Annotated in this window: 19 protein-coding genes; 10 read left to right on the forward strand and 9 right to left on the reverse strand. The window is 64.8% G+C overall.

Annotated features, from left to right (window positions below; genetic code table 11):
- Positions 1-136 precede the first annotated feature (136 nt).
- The 3 genes from FJ425_RS29680 to FJ425_RS29690 form a co-directional block, all read right to left on the reverse strand.
- On the reverse strand, positions 137-1,981 hold the full coding sequence (locus FJ425_RS29680) for an aminopeptidase P family protein (protein ID WP_140727727.1): 1,845 nt from the start codon (positions 1,979-1,981) through the stop codon (positions 137-139).
- Between the two features lie 98 nt (positions 1,982-2,079).
- The gene (locus FJ425_RS29685; protein ID WP_140727729.1) at positions 2,080-2,952 is read right to left on the reverse strand and encodes a 50S ribosomal protein L11 methyltransferase; all 873 of its coding nucleotides are present in this window, start codon (positions 2,950-2,952) and stop codon (positions 2,080-2,082) included.
- Positions 2,952-3,536, reverse strand: coding sequence for an SCO family protein (locus tag FJ425_RS29690; RefSeq protein WP_140626818.1), 585 nt, complete (start codon positions 3,534-3,536; stop codon positions 2,952-2,954). The genes FJ425_RS29685 and FJ425_RS29690 overlap by 1 nt, the downstream gene beginning before the upstream one ends.
- A 230-nt stretch (positions 3,537-3,766) precedes the next feature.
- Here FJ425_RS29690 and FJ425_RS29695 point away from each other — a divergent pair, with 230 nt between their 5' ends.
- The 3 genes from FJ425_RS29695 (at position 3,767) to FJ425_RS29705 (ending at position 5,719) form a co-directional block, all read left to right on the forward strand.
- Positions 3,767-4,195 (forward strand): CreA family protein, encoded by a 429-nt coding sequence (locus FJ425_RS29695; protein ID WP_246678066.1) that lies wholly within the window; start codon positions 3,767-3,769, stop codon positions 4,193-4,195.
- A 67-nt stretch (positions 4,196-4,262) separates the two neighbouring features.
- Entirely contained in the window at positions 4,263-4,931 is a 669-nt protein-coding gene (locus FJ425_RS29700) for a DapH/DapD/GlmU-related protein (RefSeq protein WP_140727731.1), read from the forward strand.
- 293 nt (positions 4,932-5,224) lie between these two features.
- On the forward strand, positions 5,225-5,719 hold the full coding sequence (locus FJ425_RS29705) for a low affinity iron permease family protein (protein WP_181176106.1): 495 nt from the start codon (positions 5,225-5,227) through the stop codon (positions 5,717-5,719).
- Between the two features lie 8 nt (positions 5,720-5,727).
- On the opposite strand, the gene FJ425_RS29710 is transcribed toward FJ425_RS29705, so the two are convergent.
- Entirely contained in the window at positions 5,728-6,594 is an 867-nt protein-coding gene (locus FJ425_RS29710) for an SDR family NAD(P)-dependent oxidoreductase (RefSeq protein WP_140727733.1), read from the reverse strand.
- A gap of 198 nt (positions 6,595-6,792) precedes the next feature.
- Here FJ425_RS29710 and FJ425_RS29715 point away from each other — a divergent pair, with 198 nt between their 5' ends.
- Positions 6,793-7,074, forward strand: a complete 282-nt coding sequence (locus FJ425_RS29715) for a hypothetical protein (protein WP_140727735.1) — start codon at positions 6,793-6,795, stop codon at positions 7,072-7,074.
- Positions 7,075-7,077: 3 nt separating this feature from the next.
- On the opposite strand, the gene FJ425_RS29720 is transcribed toward FJ425_RS29715, so the two are convergent.
- Complete coding sequence (locus FJ425_RS29720) at positions 7,078-7,653, reverse strand: TMEM175 family protein (protein WP_140727736.1); 576 nt, start codon at positions 7,651-7,653, stop codon at positions 7,078-7,080.
- 137 nt (positions 7,654-7,790) lie between these two features.
- On the opposite strand from FJ425_RS29720, the gene FJ425_RS29725 reads away from it, so the two are divergent.
- Positions 7,791-8,999 carry an MFS transporter gene (locus FJ425_RS29725; protein ID WP_140727738.1) on the forward strand — a complete coding sequence of 403 codons (1,209 nt, stop codon included), beginning with the start codon at positions 7,791-7,793 and terminating at the stop codon, positions 8,997-8,999.
- Positions 9,000-9,031: 32 nt separating this feature from the next.
- Here FJ425_RS29725 and FJ425_RS29730 read toward each other — a convergent pair whose 3' ends face one another.
- From FJ425_RS29730 to FJ425_RS29745, 3 genes are all read right to left on the reverse strand, one after another.
- Positions 9,032-10,504, reverse strand: a complete 1,473-nt coding sequence (locus FJ425_RS29730; RefSeq protein ID WP_140626829.1) for an MATE family efflux transporter — start codon at positions 10,502-10,504, stop codon at positions 9,032-9,034.
- 119 nt (positions 10,505-10,623) lie between these two features.
- Positions 10,624-12,096, reverse strand: a complete 1,473-nt coding sequence (locus FJ425_RS29735) for an esterase-like activity of phytase family protein (RefSeq protein ID WP_140626830.1) — start codon at positions 12,094-12,096, stop codon at positions 10,624-10,626.
- A gap of 273 nt (positions 12,097-12,369) precedes the next feature.
- The gene (locus FJ425_RS29745; protein WP_140626835.1) at positions 12,370-13,395 is read right to left on the reverse strand and encodes a LacI family DNA-binding transcriptional regulator; all 1,026 of its coding nucleotides are present in this window, start codon (positions 13,393-13,395) and stop codon (positions 12,370-12,372) included.
- Positions 13,396-13,591: 196 nt separating this feature from the next.
- Here FJ425_RS29745 and FJ425_RS29750 point away from each other — a divergent pair, with 196 nt between their 5' ends.
- From FJ425_RS29750 to FJ425_RS29770, 5 genes are all read left to right on the forward strand, one after another.
- Positions 13,592-14,623: a Gfo/Idh/MocA family oxidoreductase gene (locus tag FJ425_RS29750; protein ID WP_140543319.1), complete on the forward strand. Its 1,032-nt coding sequence runs from the start codon at positions 13,592-13,594 to the stop codon at positions 14,621-14,623.
- Positions 14,623-15,528 (forward strand): sugar phosphate isomerase/epimerase, encoded by a 906-nt coding sequence (locus FJ425_RS29755; protein WP_181176108.1) that lies wholly within the window; start codon positions 14,623-14,625, stop codon positions 15,526-15,528. The genes FJ425_RS29750 and FJ425_RS29755 overlap by 1 nt, the downstream gene beginning before the upstream one ends.
- Before the next feature lie 105 nt (positions 15,529-15,633).
- The gene (locus FJ425_RS29760) at positions 15,634-16,641 is read left to right on the forward strand and encodes a substrate-binding domain-containing protein (protein ID WP_140727742.1); all 1,008 of its coding nucleotides are present in this window, start codon (positions 15,634-15,636) and stop codon (positions 16,639-16,641) included.
- Positions 16,642-16,717: 76 nt separating this feature from the next.
- Positions 16,718-17,509, forward strand: a complete 792-nt coding sequence (locus FJ425_RS29765; protein ID WP_140543322.1) for an ATP-binding cassette domain-containing protein — start codon at positions 16,718-16,720, stop codon at positions 17,507-17,509.
- Positions 17,506-18,564, forward strand: coding sequence for an ABC transporter permease (locus FJ425_RS29770; protein WP_140727743.1), 1,059 nt, complete (start codon positions 17,506-17,508; stop codon positions 18,562-18,564). The genes FJ425_RS29765 and FJ425_RS29770 overlap by 4 nt, the downstream gene beginning before the upstream one ends.
- A gap of 9 nt (positions 18,565-18,573) precedes the next feature.
- On the opposite strand, the gene FJ425_RS29775 is transcribed toward FJ425_RS29770, so the two are convergent.
- The gene (locus tag FJ425_RS29775) at positions 18,574-21,267 is read right to left on the reverse strand and encodes a UvrD-helicase domain-containing protein (RefSeq protein ID WP_140727745.1); all 2,694 of its coding nucleotides are present in this window, start codon (positions 21,265-21,267) and stop codon (positions 18,574-18,576) included.
- Between the last annotated feature and the right edge of the window lie 160 nt (positions 21,268-21,427).

Consider the following 21,427-nt stretch of genomic DNA (forward strand, 5'->3'; position numbering starts at 1 on the left):
AGGGGGGAAAGGTGGCGCTGCGAAGCAGCGACGGATTGGGGGAACCACGTGGCAATCAAGCCTCGGCCTGATCAGTCGCGCCAGTCGCACAAGATGTGTGCATAGCGTAGCGTGAACGGGGAGAAAGAAGCCAGTCTCAGATCTTGGCGTCGTGGGGCAGCGGCGCGGTGGCTATCTCCAGCCAGGCCAGCGTCTCGCCGTCGACCATCGGGCCGATTTCGGCCAGCACCCGGGCGTGATAGCGGTCGAGCCACTGCAACTCGTCCCGGTGCAGCAGGTCGGTGCGGATGAGCCGCTTGTCGATCGGCGCCAGCGTCAGCGTCTCGAAGCCGTGCATGGCGATGTCGCCGCCTTCGATCTGTTCCGCCGGCGTGACCAGGATCAGGTTCTCGATGCGGATGCCGTAGGCGCCTTCCTTGTAGTAGCCCGGTTCGTTCGACAGCATCATGCCGGCCAGCAGCTTTTCTGTGCCGGTGCGGGCGATGCGCTGCGGCCCTTCATGCACGGCGAGATAGGAGCCGACGCCGTGGCCGGTTCCGTGGGCGAAGTCGCAGCCATGCTTCCACAGCGCCACGCGGGCAACGGCATCGATCTCCGAACCGCGCGTGCCGGCGGGGAAACGCAGCGTCGAGATGCCGATCATGCCCTTCAGCACGAGGGTGAAGCGCTCGCGCATCTCCTCGCTCGGCTGGCCGATCGGCACGGTGCGGGTGATGTCGGTGGTTCCGTCCTGATACTGACCGCCGGAATCGAGCAGGAACAGCTCGCCGCTCTCAAGCCTGCGGCTGGTGGCGCGCGAGACGCGGTAGTGCATGATCGCGCCGTTCGGGCCGGCACCGGAAATCGTGTCGAAGGAGACGTCGCGCAGCGGCATCTGCGTCTCCTCGCCGGTCTGGCGGCGTACCTCCTCAAGCTTGGCGACGACCGCGATTTCGTCGAGCGTGCCGGGCTTCTGGCGGTCGAGCCAGCACAGCAGCCTGGCGACCGCGGCGCCGTCGCGGCGATGCGCGGCGCGGCTGCCGGCGATCTCAGCCTGGTTCTTGGTCGCGCGGGGAATACGCGCCGGGTCGGCAGCCAGCACGACCGTGCCGCCATTGTCCTCGACCAGCATGCGGAGCTTCTCCGCCGCCAGCACCGGATCGAGCGCGACTTTCGCGCCACCCTTGGCGAGCGCGATGATCGCGGCTTCGAACTCGCCCGGATCATGCGGATCGGCAAGTTGGGTGAGATAGGCCGCGACTTGGCGCGGGAATTTGCGCTGGTCCATGAACAGCTGATGCTTGCCGTCGGCGGCGAGGATGGCGAAGCCGAGCGCCAGCGGCGTATGCGGCACGTCGCCGCCCCGGATGTTGAAGGCCCAGGCAATCGAGGAAGGATCGGTCAGCACCGCATGGGTGGCGCCTTCCTTTTCGATCGCGCCCGCCAGCCGTTTGAGCTTGTCCTTGGCTAGCTCGCCGGCGAGATTTTGCGGATGGATCTCGACAGGCGCACGCGGCGGTTCCGGCTGATCCGTCCAGATGATGTCGATGGGATTCCTGTCGAGCGGCACCAGAGTCGCGCCGGATTGCTCGGCCGATGCCTTCAGCGCCTTGATCTCGCCGATCGTGTGCAGCCAGGGGTCCAAGCCGAGCCTTGCGCCCTTGCCGAGATTGTCCTTGATCCAGCTGGCCGGCGGATTGTCGATGAGGCTTTCGACGGTGAAGATCGAAAGATCGACCTCGCCCCGCACCTGCAGCGTGTAGCGGCCGTCGACGAAGATGAAGGCGCGGTCGCGCAGCACGATGGCGACGCCGGCCGAACCCGAAAAACCGGTCAGCCACTTCAGCCGCGCCGAGCGGTCGGCGACATATTCGCCCTGGTGCTCGTCCGCGCGGGGAACAAGGAAGCCATCCAAACCATTCTCAGCCAGCCATTGCCGCAGCAGCGCCACACGCGGCTTACCGACGGCAGGATCACCAGCGGAATCAAAGGTCTGGAACATTATTGGCCTCTCTTCGATACTTGTTGCGAGCGTAGCGCATGACCCCGGAAATCGGAATCGATTTCGGCAGGGCCAGATCGGCTGGATGCAACCCGGCCTCAGCGCTTGAGATGGATGGTCACCCAGCCCTCGCGATGCAAGGTGCGCACGTGGCGGAAGGCTTGGCCGACATAGGCCGAGATCACCGCGTCGCGCTGCCGGTCGAGTATGCCGGAGAGCACCAGCGAGCCGCCGAGGCTGATGTGCTTGGCCATTTCGGGCGCGAGCCGCATCAGCGGCCGCGCCAGGATGTTGGCGACGATGAGGTCGAAAGGCGCGCGCCTGGCGAAGATCGGATGATGGAAGCCGGGCGCCGTCACCGTCTCGACCAGCGCCTTGACGCGGTTGAGGCGGGCATTGGCGGCGGCAACGCGGACGGCGACCGGATCGATGTCGGTCGCCAGCACCGGGATATGCGCGAGCTTGGCCAGCGCGATGGCGAGCACGGCGCTGCCGGTGCCGAGGTCGAGCGCATTGCGCGGCCGTTCGCGCAGCACCACCTGCTCCAGCACTTCGAGGCAGCCGGCGGTGGTGCCGTGATGGCCGGTACCGAAGGCAAGGCCCGCCTCGATCTCGATGGCGAGGTCGCCACTGCGACGCTTGGCCCGGTCGTGCGAGCCGTGGACGAAGAAGCGTCCGGCGCGGACCGGCTTCAAGCCTTCCAGCGAGCGCGACACCCAGTCCACGTCGGGAAGGACATCGCGCTCGATCGCCTTCGGCAGGCCGAGACCGGCGAGGATATCCTTGACCCGGACCTCGACGGGATCGACGTCGCCATCGGCATAGAGCGACACTTCGTGGATATCTTTTTCCTCGTCGAGCTCCAGCACGGCGATCGGCAGGCCGTCCTCCTCGAAGGCAGCGTCCAGTGCGGCAAAGATGCGGTCGGCCTCGAGCTTGTTGGCGGTGAAGTGGAGCCTAGTCTGGCCCATCAGGTCTGCCCACCCGCAGCCAGCCGCTTCAGCTTGGCTATCGCGGTGTCGGCGCTCTCGCCATAGGCGATGGTGCCGGCGAAATCGCCCTTGGCGTTGAGCAGCAGCACCGAGGCCGTGTGGTCCATCGTGTAGTCGCCGTCGCCGGTGTCGACCTTCTTCCAATAGATACCGAAGGCCTTGGCCATAGCGTGCACCTTGTCCGGATCGCCGGTGATGCCGGTGATCCGGTCGGAGAAGTTGCTGACATAGGTGTTCATCGTCTCCGGCGTGTCGCGTTCGGGATCGACGGTGACGAAATAGGCATTGAGGTCCTTGCCGCTGTCGCCCATCGTCTTCAGCCAGCCGGCGAGCTCAAACAGTGTCGTCGGGCAGACTTCAGGGCAATGGGTGAAGCCGAAGAAGACGACGCTGGGGTGTCCCCTGAAGGCGGCTTCGGTGATCGGCGCGCCTTTCTGGTCGACCAGCGTGAAGGGCGCGCCGAAGGGCTCGCCGCCATAGTGGCCCCGGTACCAGTCGAATGTCAGCCAGCCGACGCCCGCCGCCATCAGGACAAGAATGCCGACCAGGATTGAGCGCATCATCAGTGAATGTCCGTTGCTTTGGCTGGAAGCCAGTTAGGCGACAGTCTTAGCGGGTCGGCGCCGGGCGCGCAAAGATGTCGCGTTGCCGCAAGCCGCCGGGCAGGCCGATCGGCTTGCAAACGCCACGATCCTGTCCCACCTGACATCGGCAAACGTGAACCGAGGAGGCTTCCTTGCGAAAACTGATCGGCTTGTTCGCCGCCTGTCTTGCCCTGAGCGCCGGCGCGGCCATGGCTGACGAAGTGGGTAAAGTGGGTGTCGACTGGGTCGGCAACGACATCATGGTCGACGCGATCAAGGACCCGAAGGTCGACGGCGTCACCTGCCATGTCGCCTATTTCGACCGCAGCATCATCGACCGGCTGCATAAGGGCAACTGGTTCGAGGATCCTTCCGATTCGTCGATCTCCTGCCGCCAGACCGGGCCGATCACCATCGGCGACATCGACATGGGCGAGAGCGGCGAGGAGGTGTTCAAGCAGGGCCTCAGCCTGATCTGGAAAAAGCAGGTGGTCAACCGCATCTACGACAAGAAGAACGAGACGCTGATCTATCTGTCGCATTCGCGCCAGGTGCAGAACGGCTCGGCGAAGATGTCGGTCACGACCGTGCCGCTTTACGGCCAGAACGTGGTGTGGTCCAAGGGCAAGCCGCAATAGCTTCCGACAGGCCTTGCCGGGACAGGTCGCGCTTGCGGGGCCGTCCCCGCCGGCGTAAAGCCGCTTCATGGACCGCCCTGAAAACCTCGTCCTCAAGGACCCCGAGCCGCGCATCCACCCGACCGCGGAGCTGAAGGGATGCAAGCTCGGCCGCTATGCCTCGATCGGCGAGCGGGTGATCCTGCGCGAGGTGAGCGTCGGCGACTTTTCCTATTTCGAACGCCATTGCGAGGCGATCTACACGACGATCGGCAAGTTCTGCTCGATCGCAGCGAACAGCCGCATCAACGCGCTCGAGCATCCGATCGAGCGGCTGACGCAGCACAAGGTCAGCTACCGGCCGAACGAGTATTTTCGCTGGCTGGGCGTCGACACGGCTTTTCGCGCGCGACGGCAAGCGAAATCGGTCAGCATCGGCCATGATGTCTGGATCGGCCACGGCGCGGTGATCATGCCGGGTGTCGCGATCGGCAACGGCGCGATCATCGGCGCCAATGCGGTGGTGACACACGACGTCGCGCCCTACACGATCGTCGCAGGCGTTCCGGCAAAGCCGCTGCGCCGGCGGTTCTCGGCCACTGTCGCGGCGCGCATCGAAGCCCTCGCCTGGTGGGACTGGGCGCCCGAGAAACTGGCGAGCGCAATCCCCGACATGCAGGCCATGCCGATCGAAGCCTTTCTCGATCGTTGGGAAGAAACGCTCACTGACGCGGGCAGAACGCCGTCGAGCACATGACCGGCGCTGTCTGACCGGTCCCCTTCCGGGAATCAAATGCCCCTTCCGCCATGCGGGGGTGGCGCAGCGGAAGGGGCTGGAGGTAAACCGCCGTGAAGCGGAAGGAACAGGCTTTCGGCCTGCAACCGCACTATGACGCACAATCGGATAAGGTGTTTCTTCGCGCGCCTGCGCTTTCTGCGTGTATGCAATTGTGGTTGAGCGAAAACGAAAGTTCAGTTCCTGGGAACCGGAGCAGACGGCAGCTTGTTTCTTCGCAAATGCCTGATCATCCACGATCTTGAGAGAGTTGCATGATCGAGAAGGTTTTTACGAGGATAGCCAACCAGGTGGCCCATCTGGCGGGCCTGCCGCCCACCTTTGCAGTCTGTGTGCTGATCGTGGTTATATGGGCGTTGAGTGGGCCGATCTTCGGGTTTTCGGATACTTGGCAGCTGGTCATCAACACCGGCACCACCATTGTCACCTTCCTGATGGTGTTCCTGATCCAGAACACGCAGAACCGCGACGGCGCCGCGATCCAGGCTAAGCTCGACGAGCTGATCCGCGTCAGCCGCGCCCACAACCGTTTCATCGGCATCGAGCACCTGACGGAGACCGAGGTCGAGGAAATACGCGCCAAATGCGAGGCGGCGGCAAAGCGGCACGACCGCAAAATCGCCGAAGCGGCGGCCAACAAGGCCGTGGCCGAAAAGAACGGCACCAAGGGCAATCGCAAGATCGCCCAGACGGCTGCAAAGAAAGCCGTCGCGGGCAAGAGCGGCTCCAAGAAGAAAGCCGCCGCGTGACCGGACTGTCAGCGGTACATGAAGGCCGCGAAGGCGTCCTTGTGGTCGGGATGCCAGCGCGACAAGGCAGGGCGGTTCTCGATGATGTCGCCGATCGCCCAGGCCATGCGTTTTTCATCCGTCGACCGTGCCACCTCGTTGTCGGGGCACAGGATGTAGAAATCGTCGTCCATCAGCGATGCCAGCATGAAGTCGATCACCTGCTCGCCGGTCCAGGCGCCGGCGGGCTTTTCCGTCGCGCCTTCGGTCAGGCCGGTATAGGTGAAGCCCGGGATCAGCAGATGGGCCGACACCTTGGCTCCCGGCTCGTTGCGCAGCGCATGCGCCAGCCCTTCGGTAAAAGTCTTCACGCCGGCCTTGGAGACGTTGTAGGCGAGGTTGCCGGGCGGCGTGGTGATGCCCTGCTTGGACCCGGTGTTGATGATCAGGCCCGGGTTTCCGGCGGCGAGCATGCGCGGCGCGAAGGCTTCGACGCCATGCACGACGCCCCAGAAATTGATGTCCAGCAGCCGCTTCCAGGCGTCGCGGTTCTCCCACGGTTTGCCCGGATTGTTGCCGACGCCGGCATTGTTCATCAGCACCGACACCGCACCGAAGGCGCCGTAAGCGAGGTCCGCGAGCCGGTCGACCTCTTCCGCCCTGGAGACATCTGCCGGGATTGGGAGGACGGCATCCTCGCCGGCGATCGCGGCGACCGCCTGCTTCGCCTGGTCGAGGCGCATGCCGCCGATGTCGGCAAGCACCACCTTCATGCCCATTGCCACGAACCGTTTTGCGGCGGCAAGGCCGATGCCGCTGGCGCCGCCGGTGATGACGGCTACATTGCCGGAGGCGAAGGCGGGCAGAGCGGTCTGGATCTGGGCGTCGCTGGTCATGAGTTCCATCCTTGTTCGGGTCGGGCCGAACTTAACGCCGGGCGCCGCCGAGGCAAGGCCGGTTGGTCCGGCGATTACGGCAACAGCCGCAACGGGTTGACGGCAACAGCCGCCGCCAACGGGTTGACGGCGAAAGCCGCAACGGGTTGACCATCGCAGCGCTGGCCGCGCATGTTGTCCCAAAAAGGAGTTCGGCATTTGACCGACTGGATCGGAATCCTGAAGGAGCAAACCGTCAACGGCGACCAGATGAGCCGCGAGGTGCCGAAGATGCTCGCCAATCCCGACATCAGCGAGACGCAGGTGAAGACGCTGTTTGCGGCGCTGGAGAAGCAGGCGGACTTCGCCGAGAAGCTAAGGCTGGCGCTGGAGAAGTTCGGCCATGACTTTCCGGTCATCAAGGCGGCCGAGCGGCTGGAGGAGCGCTATGCCGACCTTGCTGCCTCCGCGGCGGAAAAGCTGAAAACCATGCGGAAGTAAGCGTTATTTCTCGACCAACCGTTCGAAGCGCTTGTCCGGCACGAACCAGATGGCAGCCACAACCACATAGATCGCCACGCTGATCCACTGGTTGAGGAAGCTGAGCAGGACGGCGGCGATGTAGAGCGCCAGCGAGATCTTGCCTTTGTTGTCACGGCCGACGGCCTTGGCGAAGGTCGTGTCGGCGCCGTGCAGATGGCGCAGCTTGAGGACCAGGATGGTGTAGGCGACGGCGCAAAGCGCGAGGTCGATGCCATAGACGGCGACCGGTACGGGCGCGAAGTGGTTCTCTCCCATGAACGCGGTGGTTGCCGGCATCAGCGACAGCCAGAACAAAAGGTTCAGGTTGGCCCACAGCACGCGTCCATCGACGCGCTGCACGGTGTGGAACATGTTGTGCAGGTTGTTCCAGTAGATGCCGACATTGATGAAGGACAGCACATAGCAGAAGAAGACCGGCCACAGCGGCAGAAGCGCTGAGAAATCTTCGCCATGCGGCACTTTCAGCTCCAGCACCATGATGGTGATGATGATGGCGACGACGCCATCGGTGAATGCCTCGACCCGTCCCTTGCCCATGGTTCCTCCTCGTCGGCCGACAAAAGCTACGCGAGGATTTCGCACAAGACCATCCTGTCAGGATTGTCAGGAGGACGTTCGGTGGCCGGAACAGCGCCATTATATAGGCGTTGGGCTTGCAACCCCCGGAGGCTGCCATGACCAGCTACGCTCAAACCATGACGCGCGACAATGAGCTTGGCGGCGGCGCCGCGATGGCCGTCGTCGCCGCCATGATCGCCGCGCTTTTTGCCGGCAGCACCGCGCTGACGCCGCTTTACGTGATCTACAAGCAGGCCTTCGGCTTCTCGCAGGTCACGCTGACGCTGGTCTATGCTGTCTATGTGGTCGGCAATCTGGCGGCGTTGCTGTTTTTCGGCCGCCTGTCGGATGTCGTCGGCCGCCGCCCCGCCGCGCTAGCGGCGATGGGCGTTGCCGTGGTCAGTGCGTTATTTTTCCTCTTCGCCGAAAACCTCGCCTGGCTCGACATCGCCCGCATTCTCAGCGGGCTCGGCATCGGTGTCGGCGCGGGGGCGGGCACCGCCTGGCTGGCCGAGCTGATCGAAGGCAAGGACAAGTCGCGCGCCGCCGTCATTGCCACCAGCACCAACTTTGTCGGTCTCGGGGCCGGCGCGCTCATGTCGGGGCTGCTCGCCCAATATGCGCCCTGGCCGCTCAGGCTGACATTCGCCGTCTATCTTGTCCTGCTTGCGCTGGTGACCCTGCTGATCTGGCGCACGCGGGAAACCGTCTCCAGGCCCGGACGGTTTTCCGAGGTCTCGCTGCGGCCGCGGCTTTCGGTTCCCCACGATATCCGCGCGCAGTTCGTGGCGCCGGCGGTGACCGGTTTCGGCGCCATGGCGCTGGTCGGCTTCTACGCGGCGCTGGCGCCGAGCATCCTGGCGCAGCAGCTGCATGTGACCAATCATGCCGAAGCCGGCGGGCTTTTCTTCGAGCTGTCGATTGTGGCGGCCATCACCATCGTCGGGACCACATGGCTCTCCAGCCGTTCCACCATGCTTGCCGCGCTGGTGCTGATGATCCCGACCGTGGCGCTGATCGTGGCGGCGCAGGTCTATGCCTCGATGGTCCTGATGATCGTTGCGACGGCGGTCTGCGGCGTGGCGGCGGCGCTCGGCTATCGCGGTGGCCTGCAAGTGGTGAATCAGATCGCGCCCGCCGACCGCCGCGCCGAGGTGGTCTCGGCCTTCTTCATCTGTTGCTTCTGCGGCAACGCGCTGCCGGTGATCGGTATCGGCATCCTGTCGAGCCTGGCGAACGCAACCATCGCAAGCCTGGCCTTTGCCGGCATGATCGTCGTCTTCTCGCTGGTGGCGCTTGGCTTCGGCGCCAAATACGCGCGGTAGCGGATTTTCACGTTTTCCTGTCGTCGCGGATTTTAGCCGTTCGGCGTCTCCGACAGGAGCTGCGCGCGCTGGCGCGGCACGCCGAGGCCGGTGTCGGGCGGCTCGCCGGCCGCCGGCCGGTCCTCGATCATGTGCATCGTGCGCCAGCGGCCGAAGCGGTAATAGGCGGCGGCGAGCGCCAGCGAGGCGATCGAACCCGCCGGAAAGCTCCACCACAGCGCCTCCTGGCCGATGACGCTGCGCATGGAATAGGCAAAGCCGGTGCGAATGATCAACACCGAGATGATCAGGATGATCAGCGGCGGCATGACAGCGCCGGTGGCGCGCACCGTGGCGAACAGCACGATCGTGACGCCGAACAGGATGAACGACCAGGACGCCACCTTGTTGATGTGGGCGGCGATGTCGATCGCGGCGCTGTCGGTGCTGAGGAAGAGGCTGAGCACCGCGCGGTCGAAGACGAAAAGCAGCGCCACCAGCGCGCCGGTCAGCACCAGGTTGAAGCCGACGCCCGATGCCGCGACCCTCCCGATGCGGTCCCAGCGCCCGGCGCCGACATTCTGCGCCGCCATCGAGGAGACCGCGGCGCCGATCGCCAGAGCCGGCATCTGGATATAGGTCCAGAGCTGCGCTGCGATGCCGTAGGCGGCTGCGACCTGGGAGCCGTAGGAATTGACGATGCCCATCACGGTCAACGCCGCCGCCGAGATGACGATCATCTGCAGGCCCATCGGAATGCCCTTGGAGACGACGATGCGCAGCAATGTCGGGTCGGGCCGCAGCAGCGCGAGATCGCTGCCCGCCAGCCGCAGCGGATGTTTGCGCACATAAAGCACGATCAGGATGGCGATCACGCTCACCGTCTGGCCAACAAGCGTCGACATTGCCGAACCGGCAATGCCGAGTTCGGGGAAGGGGCCGATGCCGCGGATCAGCAGTGGATTGAGCACGACGTCGAGCACGACCGCCAGCGCCATGAAGACGAACGGCGTGCGCGAATCGCCGGCGCCGCGCAGCACGGTCATGACGAAGGACAAAAGGTTCATCATCGGCACGGCGATGAAGATGATGCGTAAATAGGCGCGCGCCAAAGGCAAGGCATCGGCCGGCGTGCCGAGTCCGGTCAGGATGACGTCGACCCAGATCCAGCCGCAGACGGCGAACACGACCGAGACGAGAAAGAAGAAGGTGGCGCTGGTACCGACGATGCGCTTCGCCTCGGGCAGGTCGCGGGCGCCGACCGATTGCGCCACCAGAATGGTCGCCGCCATGCCGATGCCGAAGACGGTGCCGAGAATGAGGAACAGCACCAGATTGGCGTTGGAGGTCGCCGTCAGCGCCGCCTCGCCGAGGAAGCGGCCGACCCAGACCGCGTTGATCGAGCCGTTGAGCGACTGCAACACGTTGGAGCCCAGCACCGGCAGTGCGAACAACAGCAGCGTGCGCGGAATGGGGCCGCTGGTCAGGTCGCCGGTCCGCCGCCGGGTGGTCTGTTTGTCATCCATGTTGTCACCCATGGTGGTGAGGCCGAAACTGAATCAGGCCCGCGATGCTATCGCAGGCCTGATGTTCATGCATCCCTTCAGAAAAGGCGTCGGCTGCCGCGGCAGCCGATCCTATCCCATTACTGAGTGGTGTTTCCAGAAAGGCCGGGGAGTGTGACCTGATAGACCAGGAAGGTGGTGTCGACATCGGCGCCGTCCTCGGCTTTGTACGCAGCGCCGACCTGGAAGCCGTCCTGGGTGAGGAAGTCATTGTCGTTGGCGACGAACAGGAAATAGTCGTCGGGCAGCTTCGGATCGAGCACCGGCGCCAGCGACATCGCCTCCCACTTCTCCGAGAGGTTGTTCTTGTCGTTCGGCGCGCCATTGTGCAGGCCGAAACGGCCGAGCTCGCCCTTGTCGTTGATGTCGATAAACGGCGTCAGCTTCGCCGGCGTCACCGACGCATCGAGCATGCCTTTCGGCGCGACCGGTTTGTCGGCGGCGTCGAACGGGCCGTTGGCGATATCGGTGGCGGCGGAGAGGTCGACGATCTCGATCTTGCGGTAGAGCGATTCATCGCCCTTGACGCCCTGACCGTTGCCTGAGTCGCGCGCCAGCATCAGGAAGCTCTTGTCGGAGAGCGCGACGATCTCGCTCTGAGCGGCCACCTTGGTCTTGCCCTTGGCGTCCGTGAACACCGGCAGCGGCACGACATATTCATGCGCCAGCTTGAGATGGGCGAGATCGGAAGCGTCGTAAACCAGCGCGCGGGTGTTCTGGCGGGTCGAGCCGGAATCGCCGCCGTCCTGGCGGGGCGCCGACTGCAGCACGGCGATCAGGAACCTGCCGTCCGGCGTCATCGACATGCCTTCTAGGCCCTGGTTGTTCTGGCGACCGGTTTCGGGATCCTTCGGATCGGGCTCGGCAGCGCCCGGGCCCGGGTTGTCGGACGCGAAGTTCGGCTTGCCGTGGCGCATCGGCACCAGCGCCGCGGGCGGTTGCGTCGCCGACATCAGACGGCCTTCGGCCGAGAAGCGGTAGATATTGGGACCATATTCGTCTGAGATGAACATCGTGCCGTCCGGCAGCCGCACGATCGCTTCGTCGTCCAGCGCCAGCTTGCCATTGGCCTCAGGCAGGATCGGCATGTCGCCAGCGGCGGCGCGCACGCCGTTCGACGGATCGAGGCCGGTGGCGTCGGCGCCCTTGTCGTCGGTCAGAAGCATCGTGTCGGCGAGCGTCGCCTTGACGCCCGACTGTTCCTGTCCGGCGGCGGGTGCCGCGCCAGGAGCGGTCGGGGCCAGCTCGATCGAGATGGTGTTGAGGCGCGGGCGATAGTCAGTGGTGCCGACGACATTGTAGCCGCGGTCCGGCAGCAGCCAGAGCGAACCCTTGTAGGTGGCCCCTTCACGCGTCCAGGATTTGGTGTCGATCGCCATGCCCGAACCTGAACCGAAGGTCTCGCCGAACTTGTCCTTCTGGTTGGCCGGGATGCGGCCGATGCCGATGAGTCCCTTGTTGACGTAAGCGACGCCGTCGGCGAGCGCCGGCGTCATGGCGGTAAACAGGACAAGTGCCGCGCCGAGCGCGACGGTTCGGTTGAGATGTTTCATCGATATCCCCTTCTTGACGAGCAGAGCGGCCTGGAAGGAACGCGCATCGGCGATGCGGCGAGCCGGTTCCCGTCGAGCGGTCTAGGACGTGAACGTGATGGTTGCGTGACAGTTTCCTTCTCCCCTTGTGAGAGAAGGTGGATCGGCGCGTAGCGCCGAGACGGATGAGGGGTGTTCCAGCGGAGTGAAACGCTGGTGTCTTCTGGAGCACCCCTCATCCGTCGCCTTCGGCGACACCTTGTCCCACAAGGGGAGAAGGGAAAGCGCCTCCGCTCAATCGCTCTCTCTTGCAATCAGTTCCAGCGGCCAAACCTCGTGGATGATGCGCGTGCCTTCGGGGCCGGCGAAGGCGGGAAGCGAAGCGAGCAGCATCTCGGCCAGCCGCCGGCCCATGGGCTCCAGCGACGGACGGAAGGCGGTCAGCGTCGGCGAGAAGTAGCGGCAGAGCGGCGTGTCGACGATGACGATCACGGCCATGTCATGGCCCGGCTTGATACCCATCTCGGCCAGCGCCTTGCAGCCGCCGAGCGCCATCGCGTCATTGTTGAAGATGATCGCCGTCGGCGGGTTTTTGGAGCGCATTACTTGCGGCGTCACCTGGTAGCCGCCGGTCTCGTTGATGAAGCCATCGGCGATCAGGTTGGGGTCGACCTCGATACCGTGCCGCTTCAGCGCCTTGCGGTAGCCGTCGAGGAACAGGTAGCCGAAGTTGAGATCAAGCGAAGGGCGGATGGCGGCAATGCGGCGGTGGCCGCGCGCGACCAGCCGGTCGACGGCTTCATCACCCGCCCTCTCGAAATCGATATCGAGTGAAGGATACGTGTCGCCGCCGGACTGACTTCGGCCAAGCGTGGCGAAGGGAAAGCCGGCCTTGCTGAGATAGTCGATCCGATCGTCTTCCCTTCGCGTATTGGCCAACACGACCGCGTCGGCCCGGCGCGTCTCGACCACGCGGCGCAACCGCTCCTGCTGATATTGGCCCGGCTCACCCATGACGACCATCAAATCCAGGTCATGCTCGGCGAGCCGCGCCTGCAGGCCGGTCAGGAACGGGATGAAGAACGGCTCGCCATATTGCTGGTCGCCGGGATGCGGCTGCAGCATGAAGGCGATGGAACGGGTGGCGCCCTGGCGCAGGCTGCGGCCTGACTGATTGGGCGAATAGTTCAGCTTCCTGGCTGCTTCGAGCACACGTTGGCGTGTGTCGGCATTGACGTCGGCACGGCCGTTCAGCGCCCGCGACACGGTGCCGATCGAGATGTTCAGGTGACGCGCGAGATCGTGGATGCTGGACGCCAAGGACGGATTCTCCCCCTGCCTTGGCTAGCACCGGCTGCCGCTCGGGCCAAGGCTTCGGGACGATTTTTGCAAGCAGCCGGTTGACATTCTACGCCATCGGGTGTGTTGTCGTAAACGTTTACGGAAAAACGTTTACGGTGACGCCGTGGACGCCGTGACATCCGGTCTGGAGGGACCGGCGGAGGAGGAGCGCTGGATGATGAAGGTCGTCCTGGCCGGGTGCGGAGCGATGAGCAAGCACTGGCTCGATGCCGTGAAGCAGATCGACGAGCTCGCCGTTGTCGGCGTCGTCGACCTCGATGCCGAGCGGGCCCAGGCGAGGGCGCGCGAATACGCGCTCACCAACGCCGTCATCGGCACCAACCTCGACGCCGTCCTCGACCAGACCAAGCCCGATGCCGTGTTCGACGTCGTGGTTCCCGCCGCGCGCCGCGAGGTCGCGCTTTCGGCCTTCGCGCACAATTGCCATCTGCTCACCGAGAAGCCGCTGGCCGACAGTCCCGACAATGCGCGCGCCATCGTCGAGGCAGCGCGCCGCGCGGGGCGCATCCACGCCGTCGTCCAGAACCGCCGCTATGTCGCCAATGTCAGGCGCATCAGGCGCTTCCTGGACTCCGGCGTCATCGGCAAGCCGACCAGCATCCACGCCGACTTCTTCGTCGCGCCGCATTTCGGCGGTTTTCGCGAGGAGATGGCCCATGTGCTCCTGCTCGACATGGCGATCCACACGTTCGATGCCGCGCGTTACATGGTCGCCGGTGAGCCGGCCAGTGTCTATTGCCAGGAATGGGAACCCGTGAATTCCTGGTACAGGCAGGGGTCGTCGGCCAGCGCCGTCTTCGACCTCGGCGGCGGCAAGATCTTCACCTATGCCGGCTCCTGGTGCGCCGATGGTTTCCGCACGAGCTGGGAGGGAAGCTGGCGCATCGTCGCCGAGCGCGGCAGCCTTTTGTGGGACGGCCATGACGGGCTGAAGGCGGAGGTGATTGCGTCGGGCCGCGACGGGATCATCGACAAGACCCAGCCCATCGCAGTGCCGCCGCTCGATCCCGCCGACCGTGTCGACGGCCATGTCGGCATCATCCGGGATTTCATGCACGCGATCGAGACCGGCGTCGAGCCGGAGACGCGCGGCGCCGACAACATCAAAAGCCTGGCCATGGTCTTCGGCGCCATCGAGAGCGCGGAGAGCGGGCGGCGCGTGACAATCGCCAAGGAAGCACAGTGATGGCAAACCCGCTTCTCGATATCAGGATCGGCACCATGGTGCGGGCCAATCTCGACGATCCGGCGGCCTATGTCAGGCAGATCCTGCCGCTCGGGTTCGAGAGCATCCAGCCTTTCTTCTGGCAGACACTGGGCGGCAAGGACCTGAAGCGCCTGGCGGGCGAGATCCGCGAGGCGATCGGCGACGCCGATGTGACCGTGTCCTCGATCGGGGTGTTCGGCAACCCGCTCGAGAATGGAGAGGTCGATCGCGGTGTGCTGGCAGCCTGGGAGACGGTGATCGACAATGCGCATCTGTTCGGCGCTTCGACGGTCAGCGGCTTCACCGGCCGCATCCGCGGCAAGAAGCTGACCGACAGCCTGCCGCGCTTCCGCGAGGTGTGGGGCCCGCTAGCCAAGCGTGCCGCCGACAAGGGCGTGCGCATCGCTTTCGAGAATTGCGCGATGGACGGCAACTGGGCGAGCGGCGATTGGAACATCGCGCATAACCCGGATGCCTGGGAGCTGATGTTCAACGAACTGCCGGACGATAATCTCGGGCTGGAATGGGAGCCGTGCCATCAGCTTGTCTATTTGATCGATCCGATGCCGCAGATCCGCAAATGGGCGCCGCGCATCTTCCACGTCCACGGCAAGGACGCGACGGTGCGCTGGGACGTCATCCGCGAGCATGGCGTGTTCGGCCGCCTGCCTTTCGTGCAGATGCGCACGCCGGGTTTCGGCGACAGCGACTGGACGCGGGTGATCAGCGAGTTGCGGCTGGCCGGCTACAAGGGCGCCATCGACATAGAGGGCTGGCACGACCCGGTCTATCGCGGCGACCTCGAGATCACCGGACAGGCGCGCGCGCTCGACTATCTGAAGCAATGCCGGGGAGGGAACGGCTACCTGCCCAATCCGGCTTGAAGCCAGATTCGATGTGAGGATTGGCCGGCGGGAGGAGCCGGCCGACCGAGGACGCAGATCAACTCGAAACCCTCTATCGGGAGGGGCTAAAAGGGAGGAACGTGCATGACGACCAGAAGGACTGTTCTGCGCTCGACCGTCGTGGCGGCTGCCACGGCGCTCTGCGCCTCGATCTCCACCTTGCCGGCGCACGCGCTCGACGCGCAATGGTGCAAGGACGTACACATCCGCTTCTTCGTCGGCGGCGCCGAGGGCGACGCCTTCGGCACCATCGTCTATAATGGCGCCAAGCAGGCGGCGGCCGACCTCGGGCCGAAGGTCGACTACATCTTCTCCCAGTGGGACGTCGAGAAGATGGTGCAGCAATTGCGCGAAGCGGTCGCGGTCAAGCCGCAGGGCATCGCCATGATGGGCCATCCGGGCGATGCCGCGATCATGCCTTTGGCCGAACAGGCGCATAAGGACGGCATCAAGATGATGTACCAGAACGTTCCGGTGCCGAAGGTGGTGGCGGCGTTCGGCGGCGGCTATGTCGGCGCGCAGCAGGAGCAGCAGGGCCGCGCGCTCGGCGCCGAGGCGTTCAAGCTCGGCAAGCTCAAGTCCGGCGACAAGGCGATCATGATCGGTCCGTTCGAGAATGAAAGCCGCGGCGCGCGCGAGCGCGGCACCGTGGCGGCGCTGAAGGAGCAGGGCGTCGAGGTGATCCAGCTGTCCTCGCCGCCGAGCGGCGAATGGGCGTCGGATCCCAACCTCGCCATTCCGGTGATCACCGCGGCGCTGCTCAACCACCCCGACGTCAAAGCGGTCGGCTATCCCGGCGGCCAGATGCTCGGCAACGTCGCGACCTATATGCAGGCGGCAGGCCGCAAGCCCGGCGACATCTTCAACTTCGGCTTCGACACCAGTCCGCAGATCGTCGAGGGCTTCAAGGGCGGCTGGGTGCAGCTGACGGCCGACCAGCAGCCGTTCCTGCAGGGCTATCTGCCCATTCTCAGCCTCTGCCAGCAGGTGGTGCTGGGGCTGGCGCCGATGAATGTCGACACCGGCGCCGGTTTCGTGACGCCGCAGAACTACGAGATTGTCTCCGAGCTCGCCAAGCAGGCATTGCGTTGACCTCCCAAGCCGCCGGCCGGGATTATTGCCCGGCCGGCGAGATGACCGGCAGACAGACAATTCCAGCGAGGATCGCATGGGCGAACGCATCATCGAACTGCGCGACATCAAGAAATCCTACGGCCAGGTCTATGCGCTGGGCGGGGTCAACCTCAGCGTCGACCGCGGCGAGGTGGTCGGCCTTATCGGCGACAACGGCGCCGGCAAGTCGACGCTGATCAAGATCCTGTCCGGCGTGGTCAAGCCGACCAGCGGCGAGATCCTGGTGCGCGACAAGCCGGTCACCGGGTGGAGCGCGGCGCGCTCGCGCGACGCCGGCATCGAGACGGTGTTCCAGGACCGCGCGCTGGCCGTGCAGCAGACGATCGTGCGCAACATCTTCATGGGCCGCGAACTGACCAGCTTCATGGGCTGGCTGAAGGTCGACAAGGAGATCGAGGAGGCGAGCCGGCTGATGCGCGAGATCGGCTTCACCTCGAAAGTGTTCACGCCGCACTCGATCGTCGGCCAGCTTTCCGGCGGCGAGCGCCAGGGCGTGGCGATCGCCCGCGCCATCTACAAGCAGGCGGAGCTGATCATCCTGGACGAGCCGACCACGGCGTTGTCGCTGACCGAGACCGCCAAGGTCTTCCATTTCGTGCGCCAGGTGCGGGCGAGCGGCCGCTCGATCCTGTTCATCGGGCACAACATCCACCATGTCTTCGACATTGCCGACCGCTTCGTCGTGCTCGACCGCGGCAAGGTGGCGCTTGCGGCCGACCGCAACGAGGTCAAGTCGGCAGAAGACCTCATCAACTTCATGGAAGACGTGGCACACCCCGGCGGATTGCCGGGACTGCACGAGGACGCGGAGCAGGGAGCGCAATGAGCAAGGCGATGGAACCCGATCTGCAAACGCCTCTGGGAACGGCAAGCGGCAAGGCAGCCAAGGGACCGGCCAAGGAATGGAGCCATCCGTCCAATCACTGGCTGCGCGGCTTCGTCATCGACAACCGCGCCTCGCTCGGCACGCTCGCGGTGTTCATCGTCATGATGGCGGTGTTCATGATCGCCAACCCGACCGTGTTCACCACCTGGTATCTCTACAGCTCGGTGCTGACGACGCTTCCCGTGGCGCTGTTCGTGGTCGTGCCCCTGGTTTTCGTCGTCACCTGCGGCGAGATCGACCTTTCATTTCCCGCGACAATGGGCTTTGCCTCCTGGGTCTTCGCGCTGGTTGTGCAGGCCGGCTACGATCCGTTTATCGGCATCGCGGCGGCGCTCGTTACCGGCACGCTGCTCGGCTTCCTGGTCGGCTCGCTGGTCGTCTATGGCGGCCTGTCGTCGCTGATCGCCACGCTCGGCATGAACTTCCTGCTGCGCGGCCTGATCCAGATCATCAACGAAGGCAGGTCGACGGCGCTGACCGGCCTTGCCGACAGCTCGGCCTACAAGATCTTCTCCAGCCAGGTCTGGGGCATCCCGGTGCAGATATTCTGGGCGATCGCCTTCGTCGTGTTCTCGGCGCTGCTCTACAACCGGCATCGCTTCGGCGCGCAGGTGAAAGTGGTCGGCGACAATCCCGACAGCGCCAGGCAAATGGGCATCGACGTCAAATGGGTTCGGGTGAAGGTGTTCGTCTTCGTCGGCATCGGCGCGGCGATCGCCGGCACCTTCTCGGTGATGATCAATTTCACCTGGTGGCCGACGGCAGGCGACGGCTATCTGTTGCCGGTGCTGGCCTCGGTATTCGTCGGCGGCACGCCGACCTGGGGCGGCATCGGCACGGTGGTCGGCGGCGCGATCGGCGCGGTCACCGTGTCATTCATCCAGACCGGCGTCGTGGCGGCGGGCCTGAGCGGCTTCTATGTCCAGTTCTTCAACGGGCTGATCATCATCCTGTCGCTGCTCGGCCATAAATGGAACCAGGCAAGGTACAGGTGAGGAGGCCGGTCACACCGGCGCTACAAACCCGTCCAGCACCCGCTTCTGGCCGGCCTTGTCGAAGTCGATGGTGAGCTTGTTGCCGTCGATGGCCGCGATGTTGCCGTTGCCGAATTTCTGGTGGAAGACGCGGTCGCCGACATTGAAGGCGGATGGCGTGTCGGCGACGGATTTGGCGACCAGCTCGCCCTCGATGGTGCGGCCTTTCACGCTGGTGCGGCCGGCGCCGTAGCCTGAATCGGTTTCGCCATAGCCGATACGCTCGACCTGGTGGCCGGAGCGGGTGCCCCAGTTGCGGTCGGTCGCCTCGGTGCGGTTCGCCTGCGCGCGTTGCCAGCCGGGCGTTGCATAAGTGTTGGAGAAGCTGCCCTGGTCCTTGGCGCCGATATTGTCGAAGCGCGAGGCGCCGTAGGGGTTTTGCCGGCCGCCACCGCGCCCGGAAGCGAACGAGCCACCGCCATAGGGATTGCCGTAGCCGCCGTAGCTGTTGCCGCTGTCGGCAATATCGATATGGGTTTCGGGCAATTCATCGACGAAGCGCGACGGAATCGTCGATTGCCAAAGGCCGTGAATCTGGCGGTTGGAGACGAACCAGATATGCAGGTTCTTCTTGGCGCGCGTCAGGCCGACATAGGCGAGCCGGCGCTCTTCCTCGAGGCCGGAGCGTCCGCCTTCATCCAGCGCACGCTGATGCGGGAACAGGCCTTCCTCCCAACCAGGCAGGAAGACGGTCTCGAATTCAAGACCCTTGGCCGAATGCAGCGTCATGATCGAGACCGCATCTTGCGATTCGCCTTGCTCGGCCTCCATCACCAGCGCGACATGCTCGAGGAAGGAACGCAGCGATTCATACTCCTCCATGGAGCGGATCAGCTCCTTGAGGTTTTCCAGCCGCCCGGGCGCCTCCGCCGAACGGTCGTTCTTCCACATGTCGGTGTAGCCGCTCTCCTCCAGGATGGTCTCGGCGAGTTCGGTGTGCGGGGTGGTTTCCAGAGCCTTCTGCCAGCGCTCGAAATTGGCTGCGACCTCGCGCAGCGCCGCGCGCGGCTTCGGCTTCAGCTCGTCGCTTTCGGCGAGGGTTGCGGCAGCCTCCAGCATCGGGATGCGCATGGCGCGGGCCGTATCGTGGATCTGGCGGATGGTGGCTTCGCCCAACCCGCGCTTCGGCACGTTGACGATGCGCTCGAAGGCGAGGTCGTCGCCGCCGTTGGCGACGACGCGGAAGAAAGCCAACGCATCGCGGATTTCCAGGCGCTCATAGAAGCGTGGGCCGCCGATGACGCGATAGTTCAAGCCCAGTGTGATGAAACGGTCTTCGAAGGCGCGCATCTGGAAGGAGGCGCGCACCAGGATCGCCATGTCGTTGAGATTGTGCTTCTGCCGCTGGTAAGCCTCGATGGTGTCGCCGATGGCCCGCGCCTCTTCCTCCGAGTCCCAGGCGGCGTGGACATGCACCTTGTCGTCCTCGGGGTCGTCGCGGTCGGTGAACAGCGTCTTGCCGAAGCGGCCCTCATTGTGGGCGATGAGGTGCGAGGCCGCGCCCAATATATGCGCGGTGGAGCGATAGTTGCGTTCCAGCCGGATGATGGTGGCGCCCGGGAAATCCTTGTCGAAGCGCAGGATGTTGTCGACCTCGGCGCCGCGCCAGCCATAGATCGACTGGTCGTCATCGCCGACGCAGCAGATGTTCACGGGGGACTTGCTTCGGTCTTCGGAGGAAGAGCGCCCAATCTCCCCCCTTGAGGGGGAGATGTCGGCGGAGCCGACAGAGGGGGGTGGTGCCCCACCGGCCTGTCGGCGCGAGGCGCCCCCCTCTGTCCTGCCGGACATCTCCCCCTCAAGGGGGGAGATCGGCTTGCCTTCCGGCCGCTGCGCCAGGAGCCGCAGCCACATGTACTGCGCGGTGTTGGTATCCTGGTATTCGTCGACGAGGATGTATTTGAACTTGCGGTGGTAGTCCTTCAGCACGTCCGGGTAGGCGCGGAAGATGCGGATCGGATGGTAGAGCAGGTCGCCGAAGTCGCAGGAGTTCAGCGTCTGCAGCCGTTCCTGGTAGGCCTTGTAGAGTTGGCGGCCCTTGCCGTTGCCGAAGCTGCGCGCATCGCCTTCCGCGATTTCGTCTGGACCAAGGCCCTTGTTCTTCCAGTTGTCGAGCATCTGGGCGAAGGTCTTGGCCGGCCAGCGCTTGTCGTCCAGCCCCTCGGCCTGGATCAACTGCTTGATCAGCCGCACCACGTCGTCGGTGTCGAGGATGGTGAAATCCGATTTCAGCCCGGCAAGCTCGGCATGTCTGCGAAGCAGCTTCACGCCGATCGAGTGGAAGGTGCCGAGCCACGGCATGCCCTCGACATTGCCTTCGCCGATCAGGATGCCGATGCGCTGCTTCATTTCGCGCGCGGCCTTGTTGGTGAAGGTGACGGCCAGGATCTGCGAGGGGAAGGCCCTGCCGGTGGCAAGGATGTGGGCGATGCGGGTGGTGAGCACCCGCGTCTTGCCGGTGCCCGCGCCGGCCAGCACCAGAACCGGGCCTTCGGTCGTCTCGACGGCGAGCCGCTGCTCCGGGTTCAGGCCCTTGAGATAATCGGGCACGCCGTTGTGGCCGCTGCGGGCGGCCATGGCGCGCGCGGCTATGCCGGACGGGGCCGCAGCGGGCCGCGCATTCGGTTCATCGAAAAAAGGCATGTCCTCGGAAAAGCCCGACATCGCTCCCGAATGTAGTGATTCGGCAGCGAAAGACCAGAACTGTCTACGTTTTGTTCTAGTTTCGCGTGTCTGGCCGCAACTTGACAGCCGGAGCGGGTGAGGGAAAGCTGCCGGCAGGGCAGGGACGGCTCGCCGTCGCCTGAAAGCGGCCGCGAAGGCG

Origin of the sequence: Mesorhizobium sp. B2-7-2 (assembly GCF_006440775.1) — a bacterium.
Lineage (GTDB): Bacteria > Pseudomonadota > Alphaproteobacteria > Rhizobiales > Rhizobiaceae > Mesorhizobium.

Coding starts and splice junctions, on each gene's coding strand:
- FJ425_RS29680 (WP_140727727.1), bottom strand. CDS start 1,981: ATGTTCCAGACCTTTGATTCCGCTGGTGATCCTGCCGTCGGTAAGCCG.
- FJ425_RS29685 (WP_140727729.1), bottom strand. CDS start 2,952: ATGGGCCAGACTAGGCTCCACTTCACCGCCAACAAGCTCGAGGCCGAC.
- FJ425_RS29690 (WP_140626818.1), bottom strand. CDS start 3,536: ATGATGCGCTCAATCCTGGTCGGCATTCTTGTCCTGATGGCGGCGGGC.
- FJ425_RS29695 (WP_246678066.1), top strand. CDS start 3,767: ATGGCTGACGAAGTGGGTAAAGTGGGTGTCGACTGGGTCGGCAACGAC.
- FJ425_RS29700 (WP_140727731.1), top strand. CDS start 4,263: ATGGACCGCCCTGAAAACCTCGTCCTCAAGGACCCCGAGCCGCGCATC.
- FJ425_RS29705 (WP_181176106.1), top strand. CDS start 5,225: ATGATCGAGAAGGTTTTTACGAGGATAGCCAACCAGGTGGCCCATCTG.
- FJ425_RS29710 (WP_140727733.1), bottom strand. CDS start 6,594: ATGACCAGCGACGCCCAGATCCAGACCGCTCTGCCCGCCTTCGCCTCC.
- FJ425_RS29720 (WP_140727736.1), bottom strand. CDS start 7,653: ATGGGCAAGGGACGGGTCGAGGCATTCACCGATGGCGTCGTCGCCATC.
- FJ425_RS29725 (WP_140727738.1), top strand. CDS start 7,791: ATGACCAGCTACGCTCAAACCATGACGCGCGACAATGAGCTTGGCGGC.
- FJ425_RS29730 (WP_140626829.1), bottom strand. CDS start 10,504: ATGGATGACAAACAGACCACCCGGCGGCGGACCGGCGACCTGACCAGC.
- FJ425_RS29735 (WP_140626830.1), bottom strand. CDS start 12,096: ATGAAACATCTCAACCGAACCGTCGCGCTCGGCGCGGCACTTGTCCTG.
- FJ425_RS29750 (WP_140543319.1), top strand. CDS start 13,592: ATGATGAAGGTCGTCCTGGCCGGGTGCGGAGCGATGAGCAAGCACTGG.
- FJ425_RS29755 (WP_181176108.1), top strand. CDS start 14,623: ATGGCAAACCCGCTTCTCGATATCAGGATCGGCACCATGGTGCGGGCC.
- FJ425_RS29760 (WP_140727742.1), top strand. CDS start 15,634: ATGACGACCAGAAGGACTGTTCTGCGCTCGACCGTCGTGGCGGCTGCC.
- FJ425_RS29765 (WP_140543322.1), top strand. CDS start 16,718: ATGGGCGAACGCATCATCGAACTGCGCGACATCAAGAAATCCTACGGC.
- FJ425_RS29770 (WP_140727743.1), top strand. CDS start 17,506: ATGAGCAAGGCGATGGAACCCGATCTGCAAACGCCTCTGGGAACGGCA.
- FJ425_RS29775 (WP_140727745.1), bottom strand. CDS start 21,267: ATGTCGGGCTTTTCCGAGGACATGCCTTTTTTCGATGAACCGAATGCG.